Origin of the sequence: Thalassolituus alkanivorans (genome assembly GCF_020447205.1) — a bacterium.
Taxonomy (GTDB): domain Bacteria; phylum Pseudomonadota; class Gammaproteobacteria; order Pseudomonadales; family Oceanobacteraceae; genus Venatoribacter; species Venatoribacter alkanivorans.
The window spans coordinates 116,824-121,576 of the sequence record NZ_JAJAEL010000027.1 but is presented as its reverse complement, the minus strand read 5'-3'; the positions used below and the strand labels follow the sequence as shown (position 1 = coordinate 121,576).

Genomic DNA, 4,753 nt, shown 5'->3' with positions numbered 1-4,753 from the left:
GAAAAGCCCTTTACGTTGCGCAAATGCAGGTAACACAGACCAAAACCCCAGTTCTTTTGGTTATGCGTGAGGCGGATCAGCCAGTCGGCAATTTCAACGTTCTCGTCGCTCAGTTTCGCCTGGTAGCGATAGCAAGTTTCGCTGATGCTGAAGATCCAGCAAGCCAGGCGGATGCTAATCCCATTTTCAGTAACAGCTTTCTGCGCCATCTCTCGGCGACGAGACGGCTTTACCACTTTTTTTCGATGGCTTCCTTGAGGATGTCAGCTTTCAGCCGTTCCTCCGCATACATCTTCTTCAGGCGCCGGTTTTCCTCTTCCAGCTCCTTCAGACGAGCCATCATGGAGGCATCCATGCCGCCGAACTTTGCACGCCATTTATAAAAAGTCGCGCTACTGATTCCGTGCTCACGGCACAGTTCTGGCACCGGAATGCCATTTTCAGCTTGCTTGAGGACTGACAGGATTTGGCTGTCGGAAAAACGTGATTTTTAACCGCTGCGCGTTACTGTGTTGTATTGCAGAATCTCCCTGCGTGTAGCTTACGGAAAATTCTACTTTTGATCACCGTTGTTTTCTGGGGGGATTACCCCTCTGCCTTCAGTGTCGACAGAATCGGGCCTTCAGTTCCATTTTGGGAGGCTTTCAGGTCGTTACCACCGACCCAGCTGATCAATACCTTGCTCACGCGCTGCATTCCTTTATCAAAGCTGCCAGTAGTCTACCAGCTTCTGATAAAAAACATGATAGATTAGGAGCCACTGATCGGCTTGAAGTAAGAAACCAGCACTTGTCTGAGTATCTTTACAGATACGTTATGCCTCTTTTAGATGTGTCTGCAATAACGGGATAAATCTCTTAACAATTATCAACTACGAAGAAAAGAGGTCTCCAGCCGGAGTCGGCACCTCATCAACCAGCTCAATGGCTGTTATGAATGGCATCATTTTATCTCTGGCATCAGGCCGAATTGTGCCCGTGTAGTATATGTGTTTTTGGCTGATATTTTCTTTAATTATAGGATCTAAGACAATCGCGGAGCTGACGATAAATCGCTGTTTATTGCCGACTTTTCCATTGACTACCGGTCTTATCCAAAGGCTCAGATCCGAGAGGAGTAGCCCATCGAATTCACCATAACCACTAATATCGATTGGTTTGCTCCGGTTAATATTTGGCTTTTTAATTTCAAACCTAGAAAAGCTGACCTCCTGGCCATTCTGATCGAATGCAATCGAAAAGTTTCCATTGATATCACGGCCGCCATTGCGGGCTAAAAATTTATTAGAACACTCATCAATAGTATGCATTTCGTCATGCATTTCTGAATTGATATTTTCAGGTAACTCCAAAACAATCTGCGACAACAAATCAGGCGCAACGATTGAATGCATCAGAGCCTTTGAGTACGTCTGAAACCGCTCAACCAGTGAGTCGGTAAGATCCTCACCGAATAATTCAAAAATGGCCATGCTGTTCAGTTTCCCACTCTGATTTCCTGAATCAATACACGGAACATCCAGCGCATAAGCAATACTGAGATCAGTGCTTTCATAATGCGATTTGATCAGATTCTTCAGCGATGAATCTAAAAAGTTTATCAACGACCTAACCGAACTGTTGGCAATGTTCATTTCGTTCAGCCTGACATACTGAGATGAACCTGGCTGGAGAGATGCGGTCAAGCCAGGATATCTGATAGATAAAACCAGCGCTCTCTTCATTTTCTGGTTAGTAAATTTACTCACCATAAACAGCCCATCCAGTGATTGATTTCATGGGAAAGCTATTCCAGTTTTTTAATGTTGACAAGCATTTTTTTAAAAAAATATGAAAAAAAATTGTTCTTTGTCATACCTGGGTATACATACAGAAAAGTTTAATTAAGGTGCGAAAGTTTGCGTATGTATACCAATATACGGAAAAGGTTAAAAATATTATAAATATGGCTTTATGAACAAAAAGTTAATCTGTGCACTTACAATATACATCATCAATTAAATAAATTTTTATATATATATTATTCTTTCGAGCAGAAAAATATCGGCAAGAATAAAGTCTTATATAAAGGGTAATATATAGCAAACCTTGATTAATATTGCTCAATTGGTAACAGCAAAGAGAACTCCCTGCGTAAATTTCCGGTTGTGCGTTTTTCTGCAGGCCAGTTGCGCTGCTGCTCTAACACCCACACCTGCACTGCACGATAATTGTTATAACGGCGACTAACACCCAGATATCGGGCCAGCCCATACCCAGGCTGAATGTTGAAGCTGCGTATCAGCCACTCGGCCAGATCGTATGTCTTAGGAGGAATCCAGATGCTGCTGTACATTTGTTGCTGAATCATAAACACCTCCTAACGGTTACCAACCAGATTTTCAAACGCTGATCCGTCCATGCGGGTCAGGTTCGGGATGTAGCGCGAATACACCTTGAACAACATTTCCGTAGAAGAATGTCCCAATACCCGCGCCACCCACTCAGGGTTCTCCCCCGAAGCCAGAAACAAGGTGGCGGCGGTATGGCGGGTTTGGTACGGCCGGCGCTGTGCCAGGCCCAGATAGCGTAATAACGGATACCAGACACGTTTGGTGACATTGTTCTGATCCAGTGGCTCTCCGGCGGAGTTACAAAACACATAGGGGCTGATGCGTCCGGTGCTAGCACGCTGAGCCATCAGGGCATCGTAGACCGGCCCAAGCATGGGAATTTCGCGCTGAGATCCGTTGTTTTTCGTGTATTCGGTTTGACCGGCAATTAATGTTTCACGCACCAGAATCTGCCGGCGCTCAAAATCAATGTACTGCCACTTCAGGCCATCTATCTCACCTGTACGCATGCCGGTAAAAAACCGCACGGTGTAGTAGTGACGATAATCAGCACGTACGTTTTCGAGGATCTTGTTCACTTCGACGAGTGAGAAAGGCTCGATGTGGACCTTCTTCATCTTTAAAGGACGGATGTTCCGGTATGGATTTTCAAAGCCATAACGGTCGGATGCTTCATCCATGATCATCCGCAATACTCCCATCCGGTTGTTGAGCGTCTTGGCTGACAGAGTGGCATTGCCGCAACGACCCGGAATCGCCGCCTGCTGCAAGCGGAAGTTGAGCAGATCCTCTTTGGTGATCTGATTCAGCGGTTGATCACCAAAGGCCGGGAGTAAGGCGCTGTCGAGCAGCGAGCGTACGTTACGCAAATGCGATGCCCGCCACTCAATGGATTTCTCTGTGAACCATTGTTGGCAGAACTCAGCGAAGGTTGGTGTGGCCGTTTTTACTGACGATCTAATGCCAGATTGCGGCAGAGCTGCCACTTGAGTTTGAAGCCCGCCAGCTGCAGCCTGAATTTCCGCAATTTTGGCGGCATTCTTACTACTTGGAAAAAATTCCGAGTAGTTGAAGTCATTCAGAACAATCTTGGCCTCAATGCGTTGCAGCAGTTGCTCCACTTGCTTGCGGTTCTTTGCGTTGTCTTCCAGTAAAGTTTGCTCACGGCAGCGAACTCCCTTGTAGAAGAAATCAATATAAAGCCGGCCTGTTTCTTTGCGTACCCGTACGTTACCCATGAACAAACCCTCCATTAGCCATCGGGATTGCGATTGGGCTTGGCCCGGTACGCAGCATTTCCTCTTCCACCACCTCCCAGATGTACAGAATTTTGCGACCGCCAAACGGCCGGATGTAATGTCGCCCTTCCAGGAAAACATTGTCTTTTAGCGAGTTACGGATGGTGCGCGCGTCGTATTTGATGCGGTCGGCAAGTTCTTGAGTTGTCAGGTAAGTGTTTTGCATTTTGCGTTCCTTATTTGGCACTTATGTAGCGTATAAGAAACATTAGAATCATACACGAGTCGTGTCAAGCGTCTTTTGTAGCATACAAGCCACATCCGGATCTTTTATGACGGAAGCGATGCATTTGGGGTTTAGTTGGAAAGCGGATACCATGCTGATCTCATGCTATCGATAGGCACAATCATGATCAGATTTCGATTAAAGGAACTTATTGCAGAGAAAGAGTTTCAGGAAGGGCGCAGGGTGACTATGGAAGAGGTTTCGCGTGAAACCGGCATACACCGCACCACCTTGTCGCGGGTATCCAATCAGAAAGGCTATATCAGCAGTACTGATGTAATTGACAAGCTGTGCGCCTACTTCAAGGTCACTACTAACGAAGTTGCTGAGTACATGCCCGATCCGATCACAGAAGCTCAGCAAGATTGATCCAGAGGTCAATCCTAAAAAATGATAAGAAGCTTGGATTCTGAAAGGACTAAGCTCACCTCAAAGCCTGAACCACTAGCTCCAACCTATGACATTGGGTTCAGGCTGTCAGATGCATGCTCATGGATCTGACCTTTCAAAATTGATCCTGGCAATAAGCCGTACTGAGATCTCCGGCAAACAGGAAACCTTATGACGTCACAGCAGCCTTAAGGTCAGCGCAAAATCTTCATATTCCCAGCGATTGAAAAAAACGTCACAGATTCGTCACAGAAACGTCACAGGCCACTTTTCTGCCGCTTTTGACCGGCCGATTTCAAGGGCTTGTGGGTGGTGTTCAGAAGGGTAAAAACAGATGCAGTTGAGCAACTCAGGACGGCCAACTGGAAGACAAAATCTGGCTGTGCCCATAGTAGCCTTAAGGTCAGACGATTTTTTCAGGGGAACGAAAGAGGCGGCGGCCCAACAGCAGGGCCTGAAGGAAGAAACCCAGCATTCATGCGGATTTCAGGCATAAAAAAACCCAAC

General features: G+C 46.3%; 5 protein-coding genes and 1 pseudogene. 1 reads left to right on the top strand and 5 read right to left on the bottom strand.

Translation table 11 applies throughout. The features are described 5' to 3' along the window. The 5 genes and pseudogenes from LGT44_RS10275 to LGT44_RS10255 all read right to left on the bottom strand — a co-directional run. Nucleotides 1-466, bottom strand: a pseudogene (locus LGT44_RS10275) (transposase); the annotation flags it as partial. Nucleotides 467-871: 405 nt separating this feature from the next. Continuing rightward, complete coding sequence (locus tag LGT44_RS10270) at nucleotides 872-1,750, bottom strand: hypothetical protein (protein ID WP_230330464.1); 879 nt, start codon at nucleotides 1,748-1,750, stop codon at nucleotides 872-874. Between the two features lie 341 nt (nucleotides 1,751-2,091). Beyond that, entirely contained in the window at nucleotides 2,092-2,349 is a 258-nt protein-coding gene (locus tag LGT44_RS10265; RefSeq protein WP_230330463.1) for a hypothetical protein, read from the bottom strand. Nucleotides 2,350-2,358: 9 nt separating this feature from the next. After that, nucleotides 2,359-3,570 carry an Arm DNA-binding domain-containing protein gene (locus LGT44_RS10260; RefSeq protein ID WP_230330462.1) on the bottom strand — a complete coding sequence of 404 codons (1,212 nt, stop codon included), beginning with the start codon at nucleotides 3,568-3,570 and terminating at the stop codon, nucleotides 2,359-2,361. Then, nucleotides 3,563-3,796 (bottom strand): hypothetical protein, encoded by a 234-nt coding sequence (locus tag LGT44_RS10255; RefSeq protein ID WP_230330461.1) that lies wholly within the window; start codon nucleotides 3,794-3,796, stop codon nucleotides 3,563-3,565. Before LGT44_RS10255 ends, LGT44_RS10260 begins: the two co-directional genes overlap by 8 nt. Nucleotides 3,797-4,045: 249 nt before the next feature. Between LGT44_RS10255 and LGT44_RS10250 the strand changes: the two genes are divergently transcribed. Further along, a complete protein-coding gene (locus LGT44_RS10250; RefSeq protein WP_230330460.1) occupies nucleotides 4,046-4,225 on the top strand; it encodes a helix-turn-helix domain-containing protein in 180 nt (59 codons plus the stop codon). Nucleotides 4,226-4,753 lie beyond the last annotated feature (528 nt).

Coding starts and splice junctions, on each gene's coding strand:
- LGT44_RS10270 (WP_230330464.1), bottom strand. CDS start 1,750: ATGGTGAGTAAATTTACTAACCAGAAAATGAAGAGAGCGCTGGTTTTA.
- LGT44_RS10265 (WP_230330463.1), bottom strand. CDS start 2,349: ATGATTCAGCAACAAATGTACAGCAGCATCTGGATTCCTCCTAAGACA.
- LGT44_RS10260 (WP_230330462.1), bottom strand. CDS start 3,570: ATGGGTAACGTACGGGTACGCAAAGAAACAGGCCGGCTTTATATTGAT.
- LGT44_RS10255 (WP_230330461.1), bottom strand. CDS start 3,796: ATGCAAAACACTTACCTGACAACTCAAGAACTTGCCGACCGCATCAAA.
- LGT44_RS10250 (WP_230330460.1), top strand. CDS start 4,046: ATGGAAGAGGTTTCGCGTGAAACCGGCATACACCGCACCACCTTGTCG.